At 68.5% G+C, this 21,192-nt stretch carries 20 protein-coding genes; 5 read left to right on the forward strand and 15 right to left on the reverse strand.

Annotation, left to right across the window (positions count from 1 at the left end):
* Nucleotides 1–22 precede the first annotated feature (22 nt).
* Complete coding sequence (locus M1L58_RS04255; protein WP_248657945.1) at nucleotides 23–1,144, forward strand: glutamate--cysteine ligase; 1,122 nt, start codon at nucleotides 23–25, stop codon at nucleotides 1,142–1,144.
* Between the two features lie 93 nt (nucleotides 1,145–1,237).
* Here the strand turns inward: M1L58_RS04255 and mnhG are convergent, their stop codons facing one another.
* From mnhG to M1L58_RS04285, 6 genes are read right to left on the reverse strand one after another with little or no spacing between them, the layout of a single operon-like run.
* On the reverse strand, nucleotides 1,238–1,570 hold the full coding sequence (mnhG, locus tag M1L58_RS04260) for a monovalent cation/H(+) antiporter subunit G (RefSeq protein WP_248657946.1): 333 nt from the start codon (nucleotides 1,568–1,570) through the stop codon (nucleotides 1,238–1,240).
* A gap of 10 nt (nucleotides 1,571–1,580) precedes the next feature.
* A complete protein-coding gene (locus tag M1L58_RS04265; protein ID WP_154884631.1) occupies nucleotides 1,581–1,844 on the reverse strand; it encodes a monovalent cation/H+ antiporter complex subunit F in 264 nt (87 codons plus the stop codon).
* Nucleotides 1,841–2,695 carry a Na+/H+ antiporter subunit E gene (locus M1L58_RS04270; protein WP_248657947.1) on the reverse strand — a complete coding sequence of 285 codons (855 nt, stop codon included), beginning with the start codon at nucleotides 2,693–2,695 and terminating at the stop codon, nucleotides 1,841–1,843. The genes M1L58_RS04265 and M1L58_RS04270 overlap by 4 nt, the downstream gene beginning before the upstream one ends.
* The gene (locus tag M1L58_RS04275) at nucleotides 2,692–4,305 is read right to left on the reverse strand and encodes a Na+/H+ antiporter subunit D (RefSeq protein WP_248657948.1); all 1,614 of its coding nucleotides are present in this window, start codon (nucleotides 4,303–4,305) and stop codon (nucleotides 2,692–2,694) included. The genes M1L58_RS04270 and M1L58_RS04275 overlap by 4 nt, the downstream gene beginning before the upstream one ends.
* Nucleotides 4,302–4,991, reverse strand: coding sequence for a Na(+)/H(+) antiporter subunit C (locus M1L58_RS04280; protein ID WP_006867325.1), 690 nt, complete (start codon nucleotides 4,989–4,991; stop codon nucleotides 4,302–4,304). Before M1L58_RS04280 ends, M1L58_RS04275 begins: the two co-directional genes overlap by 4 nt.
* Entirely contained in the window at nucleotides 4,988–7,963 is a 2,976-nt protein-coding gene (locus M1L58_RS04285) for a Na+/H+ antiporter subunit A (RefSeq protein WP_248657949.1), read from the reverse strand. The genes M1L58_RS04280 and M1L58_RS04285 overlap by 4 nt, the downstream gene beginning before the upstream one ends.
* A 73-nt stretch (nucleotides 7,964–8,036) precedes the next feature.
* On the opposite strand from M1L58_RS04285, the gene M1L58_RS04290 reads away from it, so the two are divergent.
* A complete protein-coding gene (locus M1L58_RS04290; protein ID WP_006867323.1) occupies nucleotides 8,037–8,465 on the forward strand; it encodes a hypothetical protein in 429 nt (142 codons plus the stop codon).
* Nucleotides 8,466–8,506: 41 nt separating this feature from the next.
* On the opposite strand, the gene M1L58_RS04295 is transcribed toward M1L58_RS04290, so the two are convergent.
* The 4 genes from M1L58_RS04295 to moeA form a co-directional block, all read right to left on the reverse strand.
* Nucleotides 8,507–10,777, reverse strand: coding sequence for an AAA family ATPase (locus tag M1L58_RS04295; protein WP_248657950.1), 2,271 nt, complete (start codon nucleotides 10,775–10,777; stop codon nucleotides 8,507–8,509).
* The gene (locus M1L58_RS04300; RefSeq protein ID WP_248657951.1) at nucleotides 10,774–11,859 is read right to left on the reverse strand and encodes a CDP-alcohol phosphatidyltransferase family protein; all 1,086 of its coding nucleotides are present in this window, start codon (nucleotides 11,857–11,859) and stop codon (nucleotides 10,774–10,776) included. Before M1L58_RS04300 ends, M1L58_RS04295 begins: the two co-directional genes overlap by 4 nt.
* Before the next feature lie 8 nt (nucleotides 11,860–11,867).
* Nucleotides 11,868–12,596: a phosphatidylserine decarboxylase gene (locus M1L58_RS04305; protein WP_248657952.1), complete on the reverse strand. Its 729-nt coding sequence runs from the start codon at nucleotides 12,594–12,596 to the stop codon at nucleotides 11,868–11,870.
* A gap of 86 nt (nucleotides 12,597–12,682) precedes the next feature.
* On the reverse strand, nucleotides 12,683–13,942 hold the full coding sequence (moeA, locus tag M1L58_RS04310) for a molybdopterin molybdotransferase MoeA (protein ID WP_248657953.1): 1,260 nt from the start codon (nucleotides 13,940–13,942) through the stop codon (nucleotides 12,683–12,685).
* Between the two features lie 100 nt (nucleotides 13,943–14,042).
* Between moeA and M1L58_RS04315 the strand changes: the two genes are divergently transcribed.
* Entirely contained in the window at nucleotides 14,043–14,843 is an 801-nt protein-coding gene (locus tag M1L58_RS04315; RefSeq protein WP_006867318.1) for an HAD-IIA family hydrolase, read from the forward strand.
* A gap of 16 nt (nucleotides 14,844–14,859) precedes the next feature.
* On the opposite strand, the gene M1L58_RS04320 is transcribed toward M1L58_RS04315, so the two are convergent.
* The 4 genes from M1L58_RS04320 to M1L58_RS04335 all read right to left on the reverse strand — a co-directional run bounded on the left by M1L58_RS04320 (nucleotide 14,860) and on the right by M1L58_RS04335 (nucleotide 18,389).
* A complete protein-coding gene (locus M1L58_RS04320; protein WP_040536417.1) occupies nucleotides 14,860–15,330 on the reverse strand; it encodes an SRPBCC family protein in 471 nt (156 codons plus the stop codon).
* An 88-nt stretch (nucleotides 15,331–15,418) separates the two neighbouring features.
* Entirely contained in the window at nucleotides 15,419–15,847 is a 429-nt protein-coding gene (locus M1L58_RS04325) for a DUF350 domain-containing protein (RefSeq protein ID WP_248657954.1), read from the reverse strand.
* 187 nt (nucleotides 15,848–16,034) lie between these two features.
* Entirely contained in the window at nucleotides 16,035–17,147 is a 1,113-nt protein-coding gene (locus tag M1L58_RS04330; protein ID WP_006867315.1) for an acyl-CoA dehydrogenase family protein, read from the reverse strand.
* A 48-nt stretch (nucleotides 17,148–17,195) separates the two neighbouring features.
* Nucleotides 17,196–18,389 (reverse strand): acyl-CoA dehydrogenase family protein, encoded by a 1,194-nt coding sequence (locus tag M1L58_RS04335; RefSeq protein WP_006867314.1) that lies wholly within the window; start codon nucleotides 18,387–18,389, stop codon nucleotides 17,196–17,198.
* A gap of 124 nt (nucleotides 18,390–18,513) precedes the next feature.
* Here M1L58_RS04335 and M1L58_RS04340 point away from each other — a divergent pair, with 124 nt between their 5' ends.
* Nucleotides 18,514–19,200, forward strand: coding sequence for a TetR/AcrR family transcriptional regulator (locus M1L58_RS04340; RefSeq protein ID WP_282578319.1), 687 nt, complete (start codon nucleotides 18,514–18,516; stop codon nucleotides 19,198–19,200).
* Nucleotides 19,201–19,213: 13 nt separating this feature from the next.
* On the opposite strand, the gene M1L58_RS04345 is transcribed toward M1L58_RS04340, so the two are convergent.
* Nucleotides 19,214–20,470, reverse strand: coding sequence for an MFS transporter (locus M1L58_RS04345; protein WP_248657955.1), 1,257 nt, complete (start codon nucleotides 20,468–20,470; stop codon nucleotides 19,214–19,216).
* 90 nt (nucleotides 20,471–20,560) lie between these two features.
* Between M1L58_RS04345 and M1L58_RS04350 the strand changes: the two genes are divergently transcribed.
* Nucleotides 20,561–21,187 carry a TetR/AcrR family transcriptional regulator gene (locus M1L58_RS04350; protein WP_248657956.1) on the forward strand — a complete coding sequence of 209 codons (627 nt, stop codon included), beginning with the start codon at nucleotides 20,561–20,563 and terminating at the stop codon, nucleotides 21,185–21,187.
* Nucleotides 21,188–21,192 lie beyond the last annotated feature (5 nt).

The following is a 21,192-nucleotide window of genomic DNA, read 5'->3' on the forward strand; positions in this document are numbered from 1 at the left end:
CCGGCAGCGATCGCGGCCGTCCATGTCACCGATCGAGTTCGACGGATCGCCGACCCCAACACTCGGGGTCGAATGGGAATTCGCGCTGACCGACAAGGTCACCGGCGATCTGTCGAACTCGGCGGCAGCGCTCTTCGCCTCGGTCGAGGAGCATCACCCTGAACGTCTTGGGAAGATCCACAAGGAGTTGCTCCGCAACACCGTCGAACTGGTGACCGGCATCTGCCGGACCACCGGTGAGGCCGTCGCGGACCTCACCGACACGCTCGGCGTGGTCCGCGTGCTCACCGAGGAACTCGGCGTCGACCTCTACGGCGCCGGCACCCACCCCTTCGCCGAGTACTCCACGCAGCTGTTGACCGAGGGGCACCGCTACGCCGAACTCATCGAGCGCACCCAGTGGTGGGGTCGGCAGATGCTCATCTGGGGCGTCCACGTCCACGTCGGCATCAGCCACCGCGACAAGGTGCTCCCGATCCTCGACTCCCTGCTGAACTACTACCCGCACCTGCTGGCGCTGTCCTCCTCGTCGCCGATGTGGGCCGGCCAGGACACCGGCTACGCCAGCAACCGCGCGATGATGTTCCAGCAGCTCCCCACCGCGGGACTGCCCTTCCAGTTCGAGACGTGGGACCAGTTCGAGGCCTTCGTCGCCGACCAGAAGACCACCGGGATCATCGACCAGCTCAACGAGATCCGCTGGGACATCCGCCCGTCACCGCATCTCGGCACCATCGAGGTCCGCGTCTGCGACGGCATGACCAACCTCGGTGAGCTCTCCGCGATCGTCGCGCTGATCCACTGCCTCGTCGTCGATCTCGACCGCCGGTTCTCGGCGGGGGAGACCCTGCCGACGATGGCACCCTGGCTGGTCCAGGAGAACAAGTGGCGCGCAGCGCGATACGGCCTCGACGCCATCGTCATCCTCGACGGGCAGTGCCGGGAGGAACTCGTCACCGACGATCTGCACCGGCTCCTCGAACGCCTCCAGCCGATCGCTCGCGACCTCGGATGCGTCGACGAACTCGCCGGCGTGGAGCGCATCATCGCGCAGGGCGCCAGCTACCAGCGGCAACGCGCGGTGTACCGCGACACCCACTCGATGCGTGACGTCGTCGCATCGGTTGTGTCCGAGCTGGACTGACCCTTCGATACGCCCCTCCGCAAGCTCCGGGGCTACTCAGGGAGCAGAGGGTAAGCGCCCTCGGCAAGCTCCGGGGCTACTCAGGGAGCAGGGTCAATCCCGGTCGGGTGACTCCATGTCGCGCTCTTCGATGAGGCCGTCGCGGGCGCGCTGCTCCTGGTAGGCGAGGCGACCGATCCGGTGTGCGACCACCGGTGCGGTGATCAGGGCGAAGAGTCCGGCCAGGATGAGCATGCCGCTGTCGACGTTGTCGCCGAGGCGGACCACCGCGCCGATCAGGATGCACAGCAGACCGAAGGTCTGCGGCTTGGTGGCGGCGTGCATGCGGCTCAACGTGTCCGGGAACCGCACCAGGCCGATGGCCGCGGTGACGGCCATGAGGCAGCCGGTGAGGATCAGCGTCCCGCTGATGATGTCCACAATCATTTCTGCACCGTCATGTCTGGTCATCCCGCACTCGGAATCGGGCGATCGCCACCGATCCCACGAAGCTCAGCAGCGACAGCGCGACGATGGCCGGCACGACCGTCGAATCGAGGCTGTAGGCCGCCCACACACCGAGACCGCACATGCACAGCGCGATGAGGACGTCGAGCGAGACCAGACGGTCCAGCGTCGACGGTCCGCGCAGGATGGCGACCATCGTCAGGATGGCGGCGACGAGAAGCATCGCCGCCGCGATCGTCCACACGACGCTCATGATTCACCTCGTTCCGGGCGGGAGGTCTCCGTCGTCGCGGCCGGGATGTCCGGCGACTGCGCGCCGGTGACCGGTTGGATGGGCCGCACGTGATGGAAGTCCTCGTCGATGCCGTGGTACGGGCTGGGATGCCATTCGCTGTCGCGCTCGAAGGCCTTGATGAACATGCGCTCGACATAGGCGACCTGGTCGTAGAACGCGCGCACCTTCTTCTCCGACCGGACGTCGAAGACGTGGACGTACAGCATGCGACGGCGGTGGTCGATCTCGAGCACCATCGTGCCGGGCACGAGGTTCAGGTAGTCGACGGCCAGGGTGAGGACCATGTCGGACTTGATCGCGACCCGCACACGCACGACGGCCCCGAGCGGCGGCCGGCCGGGGCGGATGGCCATCCAGCCGATCTGCAGGCTCGAGACGAAGAAGTCGACGACGAGCCGGACGACGAGCTGGGCCACCGACAGCGGGTGGATTCGACCCTCGACGGGGACACGCGGTAGCGGCAACACAGTGAGCACGGCAACCGCGAGGACCACTCCGCCGATGATGTTGGCCCAGGAGACGGTGCCCCACAACAACACCCAGACAAAGGTCAGCCAGGCGATGGTCCACAGCCGGACGCCGACCTCACGGCTGTCGCTGCCGAGCCACTTCGGCAGGCGTGTGTGATTGCGCAACCACACCAGCGCACTGACGAAATGCCAGAAGATGAACAGCAGTGACACCCGCCAGGTGTTGATCACCAGCGACAACACGGGTCCCTTGGTGGACACCACCGGCGCGCGTCGTTTCGGTGCCGTGGTCCGGGCACTCTGTTCGGGCTTCCCGGTGGGCTGCTCTTCGGAAGTCATCGTGATTCACCTCCGCCCAATACGGCCTCGACGTACACGCCGCGGTGGACGACGTCGGTCGCGGCGCTGTCGGTGAAGTCGAAGATCGGTCCGGCCCACACGGTGAGCACCAGACCGGCGAGGACCATCGCGAACGTGGGGAGAACCATCATCGCCGGCATGCGGCCGACGTCCTCGCGTTCGGAGAAGGCGCCGTCGTCGCGTTCGTCGATCAGTGCGGACGGTCCCTGGTCGGCGAGCTCGCCCTCGGGGGCGTCGGCACGCGGCCGCCAGAAACCCTTGGTCCAGATGCGGGCCACCACGTACAACGTGAGGAGGCTGGTGACGACCGAGCCGGCCACCAGAATCCAGGCGAGCACCGATCCGTTCTGGGCGCCGGCCTCGAGAAGCGCGACCTTGCCGATGAACCCGGAGAACGGTGGGATGCCGCCCAGGTTGAGCGCCGGGACGAGGAACAGGATGGCGAGGACGGGGCTGGCGATGAGGCCGCCGAGACGGCGCAGCGACGCCGATCCCGCCTGGCGTTCGATGAGTCCCACCACGAGGAACAACGTGGTCTGGACGAGGATGTGGTGGGCGACGTAGTAGATCGCCGCCGACATCCCCAGTTCCGACGACAGGGCGACGCCGAAGACCATGTAGCCGATGTGGCTGACGAGCGTGAACGACAGCAGACGTTTGATGTCGGACTGGGCGATCGCACCGAAGATGCCCACGATCATCGTCAGCAGACCCGCGACCATCAGCACCGTGTCCATCGACCCACCGGGGAACAACAGGGTGTGGGCGCGGACGATCGCGTACACGCCGACCTTGGTGAGCAGGCCCGCGAACACGGCGGTGACCGGGGCCGGTGCGGTTGGGTACGAGTCGGGCAGCCACGTCGACAGCGGGAAGACCGCGGCCTTGATGCCGAATGCCACGAGCAGCACGGCGTAGAGCGCGTTGCGGGTGCCGCTGGAGACGTCGTCGAGCCGGACCGCCATCTCCGCGAGGTTCAGCGTGCCCGTGGTCGCGTAGGCGAAGGCGATGCCGGCCAAGAAGATCAGCGACGACGCCATCGACACCATCACGTACGACGCACCGGCTCGGACGCGTTCCTCGCTGGCGCCGAGCGTGAGCAGCACGAAGCTCGCGGTGAGGAGCACCTCGAAGGAGACGTAGAGGTTGAACAGGTCGCCGGCGAGGAAGGCGTTGCAGACGCCCGCGGTCAGGATGAGGTAGGTCGGCAGGAAGATCGATGTCGGCTGCTGGGCTGTGCCGTCGCGGATACCCTGACCGATCGCGTACACGATGACGCAGAGGAGCACGATCGTCGAGACGACCAGCATCAGGGCGGCGAGCTGGTCGACGACCAGCGTGATGCCGAGTGGACCGTTCGGGAAGCCCTTGTCACCCCAACCGCCTATGGCAACCGCGAAGGTGCCGTGCCGGTCGGTCAGGAAGAGCAGCAGACACGACGCGATGAAGGCCACGGAGATCGCGGCGATGGCGACCACGCGCTGGAACCGCGGGCTGCGGCCGAGCAGCAGCGACAGCGCGGCGGCGCCGAGGGGGACCAGCGTCGGCAGCGTGATCAGGACGGGAATCCAGGACGGTTGCGGAATCATCGGTCACCCCCTTCGGAATCGTGTTCGGCGTCGTCGGTGTCGACCTGCTCCCCGGAGCTCCCGATGACCTTCGGGTCGTCGGACTCGTCTTCGGGGATCTTGTCGCCCACGAGGTCGGGGTCGTCCTCGAGGTCGTCGGACCCGATCTCGTCGATGACGTCGGAGTCGGTCGGCATGATGTCGGTCTCGTGCAGTGCCGCGTGCCGTTCGGCGACCTCCTCGGGGGAGAGGGGGTTGCCCGAGTCGTCGAAGTAGTCGCCGCTCGCGGTGTCGGACAGGGTGACCGGGTCGTCGCTGCGGTCGCGGTCGGGAGCCGTGTCGAGGGTGCCGGTCTTGATCTTGACGTCCTCGACGTCGTCCTCGAGGTCGTCGTCGTCGCGGTTGATCACGAACAGCCGGTAGACCAGGGCGAGCACGAAGGCCGCGACGCCCATGGTGATGACGATCGCGGTCAGGACCATTCCCTGGGCGAGCGGGTCGGCGTCGGCGGCACGGTTCTCCGACGATCGGCCCAGGATCGGCGGGTTACCCATCCCGCCGGACACCACGATGATCAACAGGTTGAGCGAGTTGCCGGCCAGGAGCAGACCGAACAGCATCCGGACCAGGCTGCGTTCCATCAGCAGGTACACGCCGCAGGCGGCCATGATCCCGACGACGAGGAGGAGCGGGAGGTTGGTGCTCATCGGGCCACCTCTTCCTCTCCGGTCGGAACGTTCTCCGCGGTCGGTTCGTCGGATTCGGCCGGGATCGCTGTCGGGTCGTCCTGGATGCGGGCGGGTGTGCGTGCCATCGTCGTCTCGACGTCGAGGCGGGCGCCGAGGCTGCGCAGCACGTCGAGCACCAGGCCGATCACGATGAGGTAAATGCCTAGGTCGAAGAACAGCGCGGTGACCAGCTTGATCTCGCCGAGGACCGGGACGGTGATCTCGAAGACCGCCGACGAGAGCGCGGGTGCCCCGAAGAACATCGAGGTGACGGCAGTGGCCGCGGAGATCGCCAGACCCGCACCGAGGATGCGGCCCGGTTCGATGGGCAGGGCCTCACCCAGTTCGTAGCGGCCGCCCGCCAGGTAGCGCAGGACCAGGGCGAGACCCATGGTCAGACCGCCTGCGAAGCCGCCGCCGGGCGAGTTGTGGCCGGCGTAGAAGAAGTAGACCGAGAGGATCACCATCGTCGGGAACAGCAGTCGGGTGGTGGCCTCGAGGACCATCGACCGATGCCGTGGATCGCGCAGACCCGAGCCGAGCAGCCAGGTCGTGCGGTCCGGTGGGATCTGATCTTCGTCGTCATCCGGGTCGCTGCCGCTGATACCCGCCTGCGGGCGGGCCGCGTCGGCGACGCGTGGAGCAGCGCCGAAGCGTCGGTTGCGGAACACCATCGAGGCGACGCCGGTCGCGGCGGCGATCAGCACCGACACCTCGCCGAGCGTGTCCCAGGCGCGGATGTCGACCAGCAGGACGTTCACCGCGTTGGCGCCGTGGCCGTACTTGTAGGCGGCCTCGGGGAGGTCGACGTGCAGCGGTTCGGTCGAGCGTGCGGAGGCCGCGTACAGGCCGATCACGACGAGCATGGCGCCGAAGGCGAGACCGATGAGCGCGCGCAGGGGCTTGAAGCCGGTGGCGTGCCGCTTCTCGGGTTCGGCCGGCAGTTTGCGCAGGACGAGCACGAAGATGACCAGCGTCAGCGTCTCCACCAGGAACTGGGTGAGCGCGAGGTCGGGGGCACCGTAGAGGGCGAAGAGCATGCCGCAGCCGTAACCGGTGATGCCGACGAGCAGCGTCGCGGCGAGGCGGTTGCGCAGGACGACCGCCGCGATCGCCGCGGCGATCATGATGCCGCCGATGACCAACTGGGGCGCGGTGGCGGCGTAGTCGATCTGCAGTTGGTCGCGGGCGCCGACGAACAGCACGATCGTCGGCAACAGGATCGCCGTGCAGAGGATGATGCCCTGGGTGACCGGCAGCGAGCCGCGCTGGGTGTTGCGCGTGAGCAGCAGCGAGATGGTGTCGGCGGACCGCAGCGCGGCGTCGTAGATGCGGTCGGCGTTGAGCACCGGCCGGAAGCCGAAGACGCGGTCGCGGATCCTGCGGATGCCGAGGAAGGCGATGACGCCGCCGACGATCACGATGATCGAGAAGATCACCGGGAGTCCGAAACCGTGCCACAGAGCGAGGTGTTCGAGCTCGTGTCCGTAGCTGTTCAGGGTCTCGGCGTAGGGCTCGAAGAGGCCGCCGATCGGCCCGCTGACGAATCCGGCGACCACACCGGCGACCGCGAGGACGACCGGGGAGATGTAGAAGGCCCAGGCGGGGGCGTGCATCTTCGCCACGGCCGGGCTGGGGGTGTTGCGGACCTTGCGTCCGAACGCACCCCACAGGAAGCGGAGCGTGTATGCGCAGGTGAGGATCGATCCGACCAGCAGGACGATGTCGACGGTGTGGGCCTGCCAGGAGTCGAGGGCCCCGGTGTCCCAGACCGACGCGAAGGCGGTCTCCTTGCCGATGAACCCGAAGGTGAACGGGATGCCGGCCATGCTGGCGCCGGCGAGCGCCGCGGTGGCGGCGAGCACCGGCAGGCGATGTCCGAGGCGCGCGAGCTTGCGGATGTCGCGGGTACCGGTCGCGTGGTCGATGATGCCGACGACCATGAACAGCGACGCCTTGAACATGGCGTGTGCGACGAGCATGGCGAGACCGGCCATGGCCACGTTCGCGTCGCCGATGCCGACGAGTACGGCCATGAATCCCAGCTGGGACACGGTGCCGAAGGCGAGGATGAGCTTCAGGTCGAGTTCACGCAGTGAACGCCAGCCGCCGAGGACCATCGTCAGCGCACCGAGGCCGACGACGGCGATCTGCCAGCTGGCGGTGGCCGAGAACCCGGGGGCCAGGCGAGCGATCAGGTAGATGCCGGCCTTCACCATCGCCGCGGCATGCAGGTACGCGCTGACCGGGGTGGGGGCGGCCATGGCGCCCGGGAGCCAGAAGTGGAACGGGACGATGGCCGACTTGCTGAGCGCGCCGATGAGCAGCAGGACGATCGCGATGTCGACGTAGACGCCGGTCGGCGGTGCCGAGACGATCTCGGAGAGCAGGTAGGTCCCGGACCGCTCGCCCAGCATGATGATGCCGACGAGCATGGCCAGACCGCCGAACGTGGTGACCAGCAGGGCCTGGGTGGCCGAGCGGCGGGCCGTCGCGCGCACGTTGTAGAAGCCGACGAGCATGAACGACAGGACGGTCGTGAGCTCCCAGAACACGTAGAGCACGAGCATGTTGTCGGCGATGACCAGGCCGAACATGGCGCCGGCGAAGGCGACCATCTCGCCGCCGAAGAGTGCGACGCGCGGGCGGGCGTCGTCGAAGTAGTGGGCGCAGTAGCAGAGTACGAGGGCGCCGACGCCGAGGATCAGGACCGACAGGATGGCTGTGAGGGTGTCGAACCGGGTGACGATGTCCATCTGCAGCGACGGAACCCAGCTCACCGTCTCGACGACGGCGTGGTCGGCCTCGGGGGCGGGCCAGTGGGAGATCACCCAGATCAGGGCGCCGAGGGGCGCGAGCGCGAGGATGTAGAAACCTCGGGTGCCGATCCAGTGGATGACTGCGGGCGCAATCAGTGCGCACACTGCCAACGCAGCCAACACAGAAATCAAAAGGGCACTCCGTCTTTCTCCCGGCGGGGTGTCACGGGCGATCACCCGCGGGGACTACTTTACCGTTGCCCGTATGTTCCGGTTCGACTGGCTCTGGCGCCTACTTGTGGTACTCGCATCGATCGTCATGGTCGGAGGCGTCCTGGCGGGGTGCGGCGACGAGGAACAAGCAGGTCCGGACGGTGTCCCGCTGCCTTCTGACTTCCCGGTCACACAGGTGCCGCTGATCGACGGTCACGTGCTCTCCGCCAGTGGTACCCGGGCCGACGGCTGGGAGGTCACCGTCCAGGGACCGGCGAACGCCGGTAACCAGCTCGAGGCGGCGACGAAGAAGCTGACCGACGCCGGCTTCGTCGAATCGCATCGCTCCACCGAGGGCGGACAGTCCGTTGCCGTGCTGTCCGCGGCCAAGGGCGGATCGACCTACTGGGTCCAGATCGGGGCCTCGCCACAGGCTGCCGGTGGCGGCGCGTCGGTGTTCTATCTGGTCAACGCCGAGTAGGTGCTTGCGTCGAGGCCTGACCGCAGGGCATGTGGGGACCCTCAGTCCAACCGACGCTCGGCATAGGCCCGGAGGTTCTCCACCTGGTCGGGGTCGAGCGACGGGCGGACCCGCTTCCTGGCCTCGGCGACGTCGTCGGCGGTGACTGCCGCGGCGTTGATGTCGCGACGCATCGCCGACAGTGCGGCTTCGCGGAGCAACGCCGAACAGTCGGCGGCGGAGTAACCCTCGAGGTCGGCGGCGAGCTCGTCGAGGTCGATGTCGGCGAGGGGGACGTCGCGGCCGCTGGTTCGCAAGATGTCCCCGCGGGCAGCGGCGTCCGGCGGCGGCACGAAGACCAAGCGCTCGAGGCGTCCGGGCCGCAGCAGTGCCGGGTCGATGAGGTCGGGCCGGTTGGTCGCGCCGAGTACGACGACGTCCTGCAGTGGTTCGACGCCGTCGAGTTCGGTGAGCAGCGAGGCGACCACACGGTCGGCCACCCCGGAGTCGGTGGATTGCCCACGACGCGGCGCGAGCGCGTCGACCTCGTCGAGGAAGATCAGCGACGGCGCCGACTCGCGGGCGCGGGCGAACAGGTCGCGGACCGCCTTCTCCGACGAGCCGACCCACTTGTCCATCAGCTCGGCACCTTTGACGGTGTGCACCGACAGCTGCCCGGACGCGGCGAGCGCGCGGACGACGAAGGTCTTGCCACATCCGGGAGGACCGAAGAGCAGCACACCGCGCGGCGGGTCGACGCCGAGCCGGGCGAAGGTGTCGGGATGCTGCAGCGGCCACAGCACCGCCTCGGTCAGGGCCTGCTTGGTCTCGACCATGTCGCCGACGTCGGCGAGGGTGATCGAACCGAGTGCCACCTCGGGAGAATCCGACCGGGACACGGGCCGGATGACGTCGAGCGCGCCGACGAGATCCTCGGTGCGGAGGGCCGGTTCGGACTTGCCGGCGCTGGCGCGGGTCGCGGCACGCAGGGCAGCCTCGCGGGTGAGTGCGGCGAGGTCGCCGGCGACGAAACCGGGGGTGCGGGCGGCAACCGAGTCGAGGTCGAGGTCGCCCTCGGTGGGCACGGTCGACAGGATCGCCGACAACAGTCGTGCGCGTGTCGCGGCGTCGGGCAGGCCGATGATCAGTTCGCGGTCGCACAGCGACGGGTCGCGCAGGCGCGAGTCGAGGCGAACGGGTTCGGCGGTGGTCGCGACGAGCGCGATCCGGCCGTCGGAGATACCCGAGCGCAGCTCGTCGAGGATGAGGGTGGCGACCGGTTCCGGTTCGGACGGCAGCAGGGCGTCGATGTCGGTGATGAGCAGGACCCCACCGGTCGCCCGGGCGCGGGCCACCGCGTCGGCGACCGTGCGCAGGCGGGTGTTGGGTTCGGTGGCGCCGGTCGTCGGGCCGTCGACGGTGACGAGGGTCCGCTTGGCGCAGACCGATCGGACCAGCGTCGCCTTGCCGCCGCCCGCGGGCCCGGTCACCAGGACGCCGAGGCGCGGTGCGGCGCCCAGGGTTCGCAGGACATCGGGCTCGTCGAGCGTGATCGCCAGCCATTCGGTGAGCTTGGTGATCTGCGAGTCGACGCCGACCAGTTCCGACACCGGCCGGACCGGGACGTCGGGTTCCTCGACCGGGACCACCCCGACGGGCGTTGCGGTCGTCGTCGGTGACGGTGAACCGACCGGCGCGTCCGGCACGATGCCGAGGGCGCCCGGGATACGCGGGGAGCCGGCGCGGTCGCCGAGTGGGGGCACCTCGCCGGCGGTCGTCGACCACAACACGGCGGTGTTGGTCTGGACGCTGACGGGCGAGCCCGGATCGGTGCCGGTGACGGTGAGCAGCTCGGTGGTCCAGGTGATGCCCACCGAGCGGGCGAGGGCGCGCGTCGCCTCGGTCGCGGCGAGTTCGGGTCCGAGGTCGCGGGGCAGCAGCGACACCGCGTCGCCGACCGAGAGCACCTTGCCCAGCAGCGCGCGTCGGAGCGTGGACTCGGTGATCGACTGCGTGGCCAGCACCGAACCGTTCACGACGACCCGGCTCGCGCCGTGCACGACGACCGGCGCGAGGACGACCGAGGCGTTCTCCTTGACCCCGGCGTTGGAGAAGAGGATCTCGTCGAGCAGGGCGACCCCGGTCGGCGCCGACGAGTCGGTCGCCGCGACCACCGCGGCGGTCACACGGGCGCCGGTGATCGACACGGCGTCCCATTCGCGCAGGGAGAGCGCGGTCAGCACCTCGGGGTGGACCCGGATGATGCCTCGGCGTGCCTCGGCGGCGGAGGCGTTGAGCCGCGCGGTCAGCGTCAGGGACACCTGTGAGCTCATTCGGTCTCGCTTTCGGTCTGATCGGCAACCGGCTCGGAGGACTTCGTGGCGACCGGAGCGCCGGTGGGCCGGTTGAGGCCCAACCTGCGCTGCGACTTCAACACCGGGCGTCGTCGGCGGCCACCCGGCGCGGCCTTCGACGCCTTGCGCTGCGCACGTCGTTCGGAGGGCTTCTCGTTCCAGTACTCCGGTCGGGAGGCCACCCAGCGCCGCGACCGCCAGGCGAACGGGATGTGAATCGCGTAGGCGAGGATGCCGATCATCATCAGCACGTACGGGTAGGTGAGCAGGAGGGCGGCACAGACCGCGACGAGGACCAAGAGGCCGGCGATCGCGCGGGACGGGATCGACGCGGTCTTGAAGGACGCGGTCGGGACGCGGCTGACCGCGAGGAAGGCCACCAGGACGAGCCAGCCGCCGACGGCCGGCAGCGAGGTCCACCAGCCGTCGCCGAACTGCTGGGCCAGGCCGATCGGAAGCAGCGCACAGATCGCGGCCGCGGGCGCGGGGATGCCCACGAAGAAGTCCCGCGTGTACGCGGGCGCCTCGTCGTCGTCGAGCAGGGTGTTGAACCTCGCCAGGCGCAGCACGATCGCACAGCAGTAGATGAGCGCGAGTGCCCAACCGAGATCCTGGCCGTCGAGCAGGAAGAAGTAGACGATCATCGCCGGTACGACGCCGAAGTTGATGGCGTCGGCGAGGGAGTCGATCTCGGCACCGATCCGACTCGTCGCACCCATGAGGCGGGCGACCCGTCCGTCGATCCCGTCGAGGAAGGCCGCGGCCACCAACAGACCCATGGCGGCGTCGATGTCGCCGGTGGTCGCCGAGCGCATCGCCGTCAGTCCCGCGCAGATCGCGAGGATCGTCAGCGACGACGGGATGATGAGGCGGCCGGCCTGAGCCTGCTTACGGAGACGCCGCCGCTCGGGTTCGCGCGGTTCCGCTGGTGTCGGGGCATGGGCCTGCGCCTGGCGTCGCGCCGACCGCGCGGTGGGGTTCTTGGAGGGCCGGCGGATTCCGGTGCCGCCGACCCGGCGCCCGGCGGGACCGTCGGAGGAGTTCGCAGCTTGGGGGTTCACGGGCCGGATCAGAGGTCGAGGTGGGCGAAGGGGGTCTCGCCGCCGACGGCGCGCTGACCCACCGAGACGCGGGGCGTGGTGCCCTTGGGGAAGTAGACGTCGACCCGGGAACCGAAGCGGATCAACCCGTAGGTGTCGCCGAGCCGCAGGGCGTCGCCGACCTTCGCGTCGCAGACGATACGGCGTGCGATGAGTCCCGCGATCTGCACGACTGCGAGGTCGGGTCCGGCGTCGCCGCCGGTCTTCGTCGTACGGATGGTCATGGTGGTGCGCTCGTTGTCACGGCTGGCCTCGGGCAGGTCCGCAGACAGGAACGCGCCCGGAGTGTGCGTGACCGCGGTGACCGTTCCGGCGATGGGCACACGCTGTACATGGACGTCGAAGATCGACAGGAAGGTCGAGACGCGGGGCAGCGGATCGGTGCCCAGACCGGCTTCGGCCGGTGGGACGGCCTCGTCGACGAGTGCGATCGTGCCGTCGGCAGGTGCGACGACCACGCCCGGCTCGGTCGGCGGGATACGACTCGGGTGCCGGAAGAACGCGGCACATGCCCCCGCGGTCAGAGCCGCGGGTCGCGCGATCCAGCGGTGGCGGCGTCCGAGCAGCGCGACCGCCGCGGGGGCGGCGACGAACGGGATACCGGCCGGATGGATCGGCGGGACGGTCTCACGGGCCAGGTCGAGGAAATGGGCGACACGACCGACGTTGCCCTCGTCCGGACGCGGACGTCTGGCCACGATCTACCTCCTGTTGTGCCCGATGCGGGCCGCTCGATGAATGTGGCGCACCACGGGTCGGGTACGACTCCGGTCCAGCTTAGAGCTCAGCGCAGGACGAGCACGTCGACTGCGGATCCGACGGCCAGACCGTCGACCTCGGTGGGCACGTCGATCAGTGCATCGGCTTCGGCGAGGAAGCGGAGGTGATGGGAGCCGGGCGGGCCGATCGGGTCGACGACGACGCCCGATCCGTCTTCGTCGGTCCGGAGGACTCCACGGAGGAACTGCCGCTTGCCCTGCGGTGACCGGATGTCGGCACCCAGTCGGGCGGTCACCCGACGTCGCTGTGGCGGCAACCCCATTGCGGCACGGAGTGCCGGCCGGATGAAGACCTCGAAGGACACCAGGGCACTGACCGGGTTGCCCGGGAGTGTGATGATCGGCACGGTGGGCCCGGGCGTTCCGTCGGGCCGGTCGGATGCGGTGTGGTGACCGCACCCCTGCGGCATGCCGGGTTGCATCGCTACCTTCACGAACTCCACCGAACCGGTGGCCGACAGCGCGTCCTTCACGACCTCGAAGGCGCCCGCGCTGACACCCCCGGAGGTGATGATCAGGTCGGCCTCGCCGGCGACCTGATCGAGCCGTGCGAGGAAGTCGCCGGTATTGTCCGGCACGAAGTGCACGTGCCGGCCGATCGCCCCGGCCTCGATGGCGGCGGTGGTGAGCATCGCCCCGTTCGACTCGTAGATCTGCCCGTGCTGCAACGGTTTTCCGGGTTCGACGAGTTCCGAGCCGGTGGACAGCACAACAACGTGCAGCGGGCGGGCGACGGTGATCTCGGCGATCCCGAGCGCGGCGAGCAGCCCGACCTGCGGTGCTCCGATGACGGTGCCGGCAGGTAGTGCACGCTCGCCCCGCGCGATGTCGGAACCCGCACGTCGGAGGTGTTTTCCGGATTCGACCGGTGCCGTGAAGGTGACCGTCTCCGCGGCCGCCACCGGGCCGACGACCGCGTCGGTCAGTTCCACCGGGACGATGGCGTCGGCGCCGGCCGGCAACGGGGCGCCGGTCATGATGCGGTGCGCGGTTCCGGGTGTCAGTGCGAGGGCGTCGGTGCGCCCGGCCGGGATGTCCGCGGCGACGGGCAGCGTGACGGGGGAGTCAGGGGAGGCGCCCGCGAGATCGTCGGCGAGGACGGCGAATCCGTCCATGGCCGAGTTGTCGAAACCGGGCAACGACAGCGGCGCGTCGACGTCGTCGAACGTCGCCCTGCCCAGCGCCTCCGACAGGGACAACCGGACGGGAACGGGTGGGCCGAACAAGGCGGAGACGACGGCCTGATGCTCTGCGACGGTACGCATGCGCTCAGGATGCCAGGTGAGTCGACGCGTCCGGTCGGGGTACCCGGTTCGAGGGATGCCTGCACTGCGTCGCCGGGGACCGCAGACTACATTCGTGCGCATGGCATTGGGTCTGCTTCTCGACATCGACGGGGTGATGGTCACCTCGTGGAAGGCTCTGCCCGGCGCAGTGGAGGCCGTCTCCCGACTCGCCGACCGCAAGATCCCGCGGATGTTCCTCACCAACACCACCTCGCGCTCGCGCAACGAGATCGCGGAGTTGTTGAACGACTGCGGGTTCTTCGTCGATGCCGACGAGATCCTGACGGCCGCGAAGCTGACCGCCGAATACGTCGGGACCACCTTCCCGGGTAAGCGGGTGTGGGTTCTCAACCAGGGCCCGATCGCCGAGGACATGACCGGCGTCGAGCTGACCGACGACCCGGCGGACGCCGAGGTCGTGGTGCTCGGTGGGGCAGGCCCCGTGTTCACCCACGATGCGTTGTCGAAGGTCCTCGAGATGCTGCTCGACGGAGTGCCCGTGATCGCCATGCACCGGTCGATGACGTGGTCGACGGCCGACGGGCTGTCGATCGACACCGGCGTCTACCTCGAAGGGCTCGAGAAGGCGTCGGGCAAGAAGATCAAGGCGATCGGCAAACCGTCGCCGCTCGGATTCCGTGCCGCCACCGACATGCTGGGACTCGAGCCCACCCAGGTGGTGATGGTCGGCGACGACATGCACAACGACGTCCTGGGTGCGCAGGCGTCGGCGCTGATCGGTGTGCTGGTGCGCACCGGCAAGTTCCGCGAGGAGGCGCTCGATGCGCTCGCGCGTGACGAGTTCGGGCCCTACCCGGACCACGTCATCGACTCGGTGGCCGACCTCCCCGAGCTGATCGACAAGATCAGCGGAACCTGACGGGCGTCACCGGTTCTCAGACGCGGTCGAGCTGGCTCTCCGCGGCGCGCTTGATCTTGCCGAGGGTCTCGGCCATCCCCAGTTTGAGTTCGGCCTCGAAGGAATCGGCACCGCCGAACAGCTTGTCGACGAGCAGCGACGACACCTTGGTGGTGGAGCCGTTCACCTCGCGGCGCTCGGTCACGGTCACGCCCGACCCGTTCGGGGTGATGGCGTAGCTCCAGACGGTGTGGTTCTCGGCCACGCGGAAGGCGATCTCCTGGTTGGGCGTGAAGCGCACGACCTTGGAGGTGGTGGGCCACACCAGCGGGCCACGGCGGTTGATGTTGATGGTCTTGGTCCCCAGGCCGACGGTGCCCCCGCGGATGATCATCTTCTTGCACTGCGGGCTCCACTCGCCCATGCGCTGGAGATCGGAGATCACCGACCACACCTGCTCGGCGGATGCGTCGATGTCGATGGACTCTTCGATGAGTGATGCGGTCATGGTCGCCAACACTATGGGCTTGTTGGCGCACCGTCAATAGGTTGTTGGCGGACCGTCAATAGGGCTGGGTCGCGCCTCCGAAACGGGCTCAGACCAGCAGTGTCATACCGATGACGGCACCGATGCCGACGAAGACCGCGGCGGTGATCCAGCCGGCGGGATGCTCGTCGTTCTCCAGCAGAAGCGTGCCGAGCTTGCCCGGGGTCAGCCAGTCGATGAGCACGAACGACCACATCATCACCGCGATCGTCAGGACCACGTATGCGGCGGTGTAGAGCAGCGCCCGCCACAGCTCGAGGAGTTCGGTGTCGATGACCGAGCAGACCAGCACGATCGACAGGCCGATGACCATCGAGGTGGTGAGGATGACGGCGTTGCGGTTGTGGTCGATCCACACCAGCTGCCGCAGCCGGCCCGGGGTCACCATGTCGAGCGCCACGAAGCCGACGACGAGCAGGGCGATCCCGACGAGGCTGAACGACGCCCCAGCGGCCAGATTGTCACGCAGCAATTCCATCCGAGTCCCTCTCTCCTCACCGACGTTCGCAGATGAACACTATCGGTGGGCAGGGCAACGGGGTGGGAGGCGAAGCCCACCCCTTGCTCCCTGAGGTGCGAGCGAAGCGAGCCACGAAGGGCTGGTGACGATTTCTCACCAGGCCTTCGTGGCTCGTCGCTATCGCTCCTCAGGCAGCGGAGGGGTGTCAGCCGACGCTGAGCATGTCGTAGGACGCGAGGTTCTTCGACAGCTTGGTGACGTGGGCGTCCGCGTCGCCGAGGGTGTGGCTGATCGCGGTCAGGCGGCTGACGTAGTGCGCGATCGGGTACTCGGCGGTCATGCCGATACCGCCGTGCATCTGGATGGCCTCCTGGCCGATCAGGCGTGCCGAACGCACGGTCTGCAGCTTCACGCGCGAGGCGATGGCCGCGTCGGCGATACCGTCCGAGAGCGCGACCGTCGCGTACAGCACCATGCTGCGGGCGAGCTCGAGCTGGACGTACATGTCCGCGGCGCGGTGGGTGAGCGACTGGAAGGTGGCCAGCGGAACGCCGAACTGCTTGCGCGACTTCAGGTATTCGACGGTCAGCTCGAGGCTGCGCTCCATGGCGCCGAGGGCCTCGGCGCACAGTGCGGTCTGGATGCCGATCTCCGCGTTGGCGATGAGCTCGGTTGCGTCGCCGCTGCCGAGGCGGGTGGCCTTGGCGTCGTTGAACGTGAACTCGGCCCCGCGTCGACGATCGTGGGTGCGGTACGCGGTGCGGGTGACACCCTCGGCGTCGGCGTCGATGAGGAACAGACCCACCTCGTCGCCCACGCGTGCCGAGACGATCAGCTTGTGTGCGGAATCGCCGTGTCCGACAAGCGTCTTGGTGCCGTTGAGCACGCCCTCGGCGGTGGCGGTGGTGGCCACCGCGGCCAGCGGCCAGCGGTCGCCGGGCTCGTTGTGGGCGAAGGCCATCAGCAGCTCACCGGAGGCGAGACCGCCGCGCAGCTCGGCGCGTGTCGCGTCGTCGGCGGCGTCGAGCAGCGAGCCGGGGACCAGCACCGAGTCCAGGTACGGCTCGGGGGCGAGTGCGCGACCGAGTTCGGTCATCACGCTGGTGAACTCGACCGGTCCGGCGTCCATGCCGCCCTCGGACTCGGGGAAGGTCAGGCCGAGGATGCCGATCTCCGCGAGTGACTTCCACACCTTCTCGCTGTAGCCGAGATCGGTGTCGGTCACCTTGCGGAGGGTCTCCACGTCGTAGGTCTTGGTGAGGACCTCGCGCACGGTGTCGCGCAACATCCCCTGTTCTTCGGAAAGCTCGAAATCCATTGTCGTCCTTGGTCTGTGAAGTCGAAGTGAGGTCGGAGGGGCCGGCGGTCAGAGACCGAGGACCGCCTTGTCGATGATCTGGCGCTGGACCTCGGAGGAACCGCCGTAGATCGAGACCTTGCGGTAGTTGAGGTACTCGGGTGTGGCCAGCTGGGCCCACTCGGGTGCGTCGACCTGGGCGCTGCCGTTCGGCGCGTCGGCGGCGACCTCGGCGACCGGGAGCGAGTCCGGGCCGGCGATGTCGGAGAGGAGCTCCTTGGCGGCCTGCTGCAGCTGGCTGCCCTTCAGCTTCAGCAGCGACGAGGCGGGGTTCGGCTTGCCGTCGGCCGACGACGCGGCCACGCGCAGCTGGGTGACCTCGAGGGCGAGCAGTTCGTTCTCGATCTCGGCGAGGCGCGTGGCGAACAGCGGGTCGTCGAGGAGGGTCCCGTGGGCGGTCTTGGTCTGTGCGGCAAGACGCTTCGCGCGGGCGAGGTTGGTCTTGGTGTAGCCGACGCGGGCGATGCCGCTGCGCTCGTTGCCCAGCAGGAACTTGGCCTGGGTCCAGCCGCTGTTCTCCTCGCCGACCATGTTCTCGGCGGGCACCTTGACGTCGTTGAAGAAGACCTCGTTGACCTCGTAGCTACCGTCGATCAGCTGGATCGGACGCAGTTCGATGCCCGGGGTGTCCATCGGGATCAGGAACATGCTGATGCCGGCCTGCTTCTTGACGTCCGGGTTGGTGCGGGCGAGCAGGAAGATCCAGTCGGCGTACTGGCCCAGCGTGGTCCAGGTCTTCTGGCCGTTGATGACGTAGTGGTCGCCGTCGCGGACCGCGCGGGTCTTGAGGGATGCGAGGTCGGAGCCGGCCTCGGGCTCGGAGAAGCCCTGGCACCACCAGATGTCGAGGTTGGCGGTCTTCGGCAGGAAGCGTTCCTTCATCTCCTGCGAGCCGAACTGGGCGATGACCGGGCCGATCATGCCGGCGTTGAACGGCAGCGGGTCGGGGACGAACGCCAGGCTCATCTCCTCGCGGTAGATGTGGAACTGGATCGGGGTCCAGTCCTTGCCGCCCCACTCGACCGGCCAGTTCGGGGTGTGCACGCCGTGCTCGTTGAGGATGCGCGCCGAGGTGATGATGTCGTCGGGGTAGTTGAGCTTCCCCTCTTCGTTCCGCTTGCGGAGGTCCTCGGGGACCTTCGCGAAGATGCTGCGCAGTTCCTCGCGGAACGCCTCTTCCTCCGGACTGAACTTCAGGTGCATGGGTTCTTCTCTACTCCTGTCGGGGGTTGCCGGGTGTTCGGCGACACCAATCACGGACCGTCTACCTGGGAGAACCCTGAAGACCGGCCGCTGACTAAGCGCTTGCTTAGTGATATCTTGCACTATGCCGCGCATCGGAGGCGGTGTCAATCGGCTGGAACAGGCGCGAGGTCGCCGAGTGAACGAGGGGGTGGACGTGGTCTCGTCAACGGAACCGACGACCCGTGCGCAACCGGTCGCTGCCCGACAGCGGTTGTTGCTCGCCGCGGTCGAGGCGTTCGCAGCGAAGGGCTTCAACGCCACGACGACCCGTGACATCGCCAACGGCGCGCAGATGAGTTCGGCCGCGGTCTACGTGCACTTCCGGTCCAAGGAGGAGTTGCTCTTCGAGCTCTCCGACGCCGGGCACCGACGCATCCTGGCCATGATCGACGAGGTCGACGATCCGACGGCCCCGCCCGGGGAACGACTCGAGACGGTCATCGGCGCCTTCACCGAGCACCATGCGCGCGAACACGTGCGCGGCCGCGTCGTGAACTACGAACTCGCATCGCTCGCCCCCGAACACCTCGAGCCGGTCATGGAACTGCGTCGGGAGATCACTCGGCGAGTGCGTGCCATCGTCGACGCCGGGATCGAGAACGGCGACTTCGACGTGTCCGATTCCCAGGCCACCACCAACGCGATGCTGTCGATGGGCATCGACCTCGCGCGCTGGTACCGCGCCGAGAACTCACTCCCGCCCGAGAAGATGGGCGAGTTCTATGCGCAGCTGGCCACCCGGATGGTGGGGCTGCGGGGCCGGGGCTGATCCCGGCGTCCGTTCAGGACTTGCCGACCGCCACCGGCTCCGTCGCGTCTTCCGGTTCAGGAGTTGCCGACTCGGTCCTGGCGGCGGCGCGTCGCATGACGACCGCCAGCCCCGCCCCGAACAGTGCGACGGCGAGGACGTAGCCGACGTATCCGATGACCGTCGCGCGTAGCCCGATGTGGGACACGACGATTCCCGCGATCACGGCAGGCATGCTGAACGCGAGGTAGCTGGCGACGAACACCGAGGAGTAGACCTGTCCGCGCTTGGCGGGAGGTGTCGCGGCGGTGATGTTGTCCATGGCGCTGAGGAAGGTCGCCGCCCAGCCGGAGCCGGCCACGAGCGAGCCGAGGATGTAGAGCGGCAGGATCTCGGTCAGGACGCCGGACAGCGAGATCAGGACGCCGATGGCGAGGGTCGGGTAACCGTAGGCCTGTTTGAACGTCGCCGGTCGTCCGGTGATGAACAGCGAGGTGATCGTCGCGCTGGCGAAGAAGGTGAAGAGGATGAGCCCGGCCTCACCGTGGTTGGTGACCCCGAAGACCCGTGCGACGACCGAGGAGCCGAGCGACAGATACAGCCCGCCGAGTGACCAGGTGGCCACCAGGGTGGGTACCGCGGCGAAGAACACCGGGCGGACCTCGCGGGGCACCCGAACCTGGGGTGCGAGAGTCGTGGCCAGGTGCCGGCGCGAGGTGAAGCCCACGCGTTCGCGGGTCTCCGGGACCACGAGGAGTGCGATCAGCAGCGCCGCGAACAGTCCGAGAACGACCTCGTAGACCAGAATTCGGGGCGCGGGTGCGTACTCGACGAGCAGTCCGGCGACACCGACACCGGTCGCGAGACCGAAGGCCGGGGCGGCGCCGATGATCGTCGAGCCGAGTCGGGCGGTGGGCTGGAGGTCGACGGTCGTCGCGGTGAGCGTGCCCATGGCCGCGCCGGTGGCGAGGCCCTGCAGCGCGCGTGCGGCGAGCAACGTCCCCACGTCCCCGGCGACGACGAAGAGCACCATGCTGGCGATCAGCAGGACGAGTGCGACCGCAAGCACCGGGCGACGGCCGATGTGGTCGGAGAGCGACCCCACCGTCAGCAGACTCGACAGCATCGTGACCACGTAGACCGCGAAGACCAGGGTCAGGGTGAGTGACGAGAAACCCCAGAGCTCCTGATAGATGGGGTACAGCGGCGACGGAGCTGCGGAGGCGAAGAGCACCATCACGTACGTGGCCGCGATCAGCCAGAACGCGCGGTGGGGATGTAGCGGCGCCATGTCGTCTCCTTAACGCAAATGCAGTTGCATTTAGAACGACGATAGCCGCGGATTCCTTCCAAAAGCAATCAGATTTGCAATAATGGCTGCATGGCTATGGGCAGCGCAACACCGCAGGCGGATACCGCGGACGCGACACCGCGCGCGAAGAGGCCCGGCGGTCGGAGCGCTCGCGTCCAGTCGGCGGTGTACGCCGCCGTCGGGCAACTCGTCGGTGCCGGCCAGCGCGACACGATGACGATCCCCGAGGTCGCCGACCTCGCCGGCGTCAACCCGACCAGCATCTACCGCAGGTGGGGCTCGATCGACGCGCTCCTGGGCGAGGTGGCGGTTGCCGCACTGACGCAGGGTGAACCGCTGCCCGACACGGGCGTGCTCCGCGACGACATCGCCGAGTGGGCGCGCGTGATCGCCGCCGACATCGGCCGGCCGAAGCGGCGGGCCTACCTGCGTGCGATGGTCGCGGCGCGCGACGACGTCGTCGAGGTGTGCCCGTGCTGGGAGATCCGCCGCGAGCAGGTCGAGGAGATGATCGCGCGGGCGCGCGAGCGCGGCGAGGCGACGCCGTCGGTGCGGCAGCTCCTCGACCATGTGATCGCACCCCTCTACCACCACGCGGTCTTCGGTCTCGCGGTCGACGACGCCTACGTCGCGGAGCTGGTCGACGATGTCGCCGCGATGCTGGGAGCGGCCCCGGGGTCCGCCGGAGGGCGATAGGGTCC

The organism is Gordonia sp. C13, from assembly GCF_023218005.1.
Classification (GTDB): Bacteria; Actinomycetota; Actinomycetes; order Mycobacteriales; family Mycobacteriaceae; genus Gordonia; species Gordonia namibiensis.